A 2,580-nucleotide genomic window follows, 5' to 3' on the forward strand; every position below is an offset into this window, starting at 1 on the left:
AAAAGTTCTTATTCCTCTCTCACAAAGAATTACATTTTCATTTCCTCCGGCCATTATGTATTCAGCCGACATTAGCCATTCTTCTATAGTAGCTGACATACCTCTTTTTAAAAGTATAGGGGTATTAATTTTTCCAAGTTCTTTCAGAAGATCGAAATTCTGCATATTTCTGGCTCCTACCTGTATTATATCTACCTCTTCAGCAAATTTTGCAACATGTGAAGGAGACATGATCTCTGTAACGATCGGAAGACCTGTTTCTTTTCTGGCTTCTTTAAGAAGGTCTAATCCTTCCATCTCTAGACCTTGGAAAGCATAAGGAGATGTTCTTGGTTTAAATGCCCCACCTCTTAAAATCTGTGCTCCTGATTTTTGTATAGCATTTGCCACTTCTAAAATCTGGTCTCTAGACTCTACAGAACAAGGTCCTGCCATTACTGTAAATGTTCCTCCGCCTATCTTTACTCCTGATACATCTATCACTGTATCTTCACTTTTCATAAGTCTGTTTGCCTTTTTAAATGGATCCTGGATTCTAGTTACTTTATCTACTCCATTTAGAGCCTCTATATCTTTTACATCTATGACAGAAGTGTCCCCTACCACTCCTACTACCTTAAATTCGCTGCTAGAAGCATCCTTTACTTCCAGACCTTTCTTTTGTAAAAATTCTACCAGGTGTAACAACTCTTTTTCGCCCGCATCTTTTTTCATTTTGATTACCATGTTATTTTCCCCCTTATAATTTTTGAAATTATATAGATAAAAAAAACCCCGCAGGTTTGCACCTATGGGGTTTATGTTTCTATTATTTATCACCCTGATACAAATCCGATTTTTATTTTATATTTTATAATACAAAATGGATTTGTTTTGGCATATACTCCAACCACAAATCCTAGTCTCTAAAATAATAATAAAAATACCAATTTGTAAAATTCTTAGTTGCCATGATGACCACCCGTTCCCTTATCCGTTAATGAGATATTTTAAATTAAAGTAATAGTACCATTCTATGACTATTTTTTCAACGTTTTTTTTACATATTAATTTTCTATATATCAAAAAATCCAATGAAACACAGGAAAAGGTGTACACTTTTTTTAAAATTTATATTAATATTTTGATAAATTATAAAATTTTTGCATAAGAGGGTAGCAACTTAAATTACAGTATAATAAAATATGAGAGAATATAACGTTTAAGGAGGAAATATGATATGAAAAAAGTTTATATTTTACTTGCCGAAGGTTTTGAGACTATAGAGGCCCTTGCTCCTGTAGATATTCTGAGAAGGTGCGGTATAGAGGTGGTTACTCTCTCTATAAGTGATTCTAAGAGAGTGGTCTCGTCTCAGGACATACCTATAGAGGCTGATGCCCTGCTATCTTCTGAAGATTATACAGACGGTGATATGCTGGTACTTCCGGGAGGAGCTCCCGGATATGAAAATCTTGGAAAATCATCAAAAGTGATAAGCCTTTCCAAGACGTATTTAAACACTCCGGACAAGTTTTTAGGGGCTATCTGTGCAGCTCCTTCTATTTTAGAGGCTGCAGGTTTGCTCAAAGGGAAAAAAATCATCTGCCACTACGGAGTCAAAGATCTCATCAAAGATGGAATAGTTGTAAATGAGAAAATAGTACAGGACGGAAATTTAATAACTGCTAGCGGAGCAGGGTTAGGAATAGATTTTGGTCTGAAGCTCGCTGAAGTACTGGTTGGTTCCCAAAAGGTCGGAGACGTAAAGAAGAAAATGACTATAATATAACAGAGGCTCCCTAGGGAGCCTCTGTTATATTATAGTTTACCTATGAGATTTAAGTTTGGTTTAAGAGTATCTTGTCCTGGTTTCCACTTTGCAGGGCACACTTGATCTCCGTGAGCTGCTACAAACTGTGCAGCATGGACTTTTCTCAAGAGTTCCTCTGCATCTCTACCTATACCAAGGTCATGGACTTCATATGCTTTTATTTCTCCTTCTGGATTCAATATGAATGTTCCCCTCAAGGCAAGACCGGCCTCTTCTATCATGACACCAAACTGCCTGGAAAGAGAACCCGTAGGATCAGAAAGCATAGGAAATTTTATTTTTTTTATAGTATCTGAGGCATCATGCCATGCCTTATGAGCAAAATGAGTATCTGTTGACACAGAATATATTTCAGCCCCTACCTCTCTGAATTTTTCATAGTTATCTGCAAGGTCTCCCAGCTCAGTTGGGCATACAAATGTGAAATCTGCAGGATAAAAGAAAAATATAGACCATTGTCCTTTCAGAACTTCATTGCTTATCTCTCTAAATTCACCATTATGAAAAGCTTGTACTTTAAACTCCTCTATCTTTTTGCCTATTAACGACATAAAAAACCTCCTCTTACATTAATTTTCATTATTGTAACGATTACAAATTAATTATAACTTTATTTATATGTTTTGTCAAGAATACTGATAGGCTTAATTACTTTATAAAAAAAGCGGCACCCGTAAAAAAAGTGCTGCTTTTCTTTGTCTCAAAACAACTCCCTATTTCTTGAGCAGTTCTATTATTTCTTCTATTTTTTTTGCTCCAAAGTATAC

3 protein-coding genes are annotated in these 2,580 nt (G+C 35.5%); 1 reads left to right on the forward strand and 2 read right to left on the reverse strand.

Features of this window, described 5'->3' with window-relative positions; all coding sequences use genetic code 11:
- The coding region (gene aroF / locus ABZA26_RS12340; protein ID WP_372714815.1) for a 3-deoxy-7-phosphoheptulonate synthase at positions 1-726 on the reverse strand (726 nt) is incomplete at its 3' end.
- A gap of 493 nt (positions 727-1,219) precedes the next feature.
- Between aroF and ABZA26_RS12345 the strand changes: the two genes are divergently transcribed.
- Positions 1,220-1,771 (forward strand): DJ-1 family glyoxalase III, encoded by a 552-nt coding sequence (locus tag ABZA26_RS12345; protein WP_372714816.1) that lies wholly within the window; start codon positions 1,220-1,222, stop codon positions 1,769-1,771.
- Positions 1,772-1,800: 29 nt separating this feature from the next.
- Here ABZA26_RS12345 and ahpC read toward each other — a convergent pair whose 3' ends face one another.
- A complete protein-coding gene (gene ahpC, locus ABZA26_RS12350; protein WP_372714817.1) occupies positions 1,801-2,364 on the reverse strand; it encodes an alkyl hydroperoxide reductase subunit C in 564 nt (187 codons plus the stop codon).
- Between the last annotated feature and the right edge of the window lie 216 nt (positions 2,365-2,580).

Source organism: Ilyobacter sp. (assembly GCF_041583315.1).
Lineage (GTDB): Bacteria > Fusobacteriota > Fusobacteriia > Fusobacteriales > Fusobacteriaceae > Ilyobacter.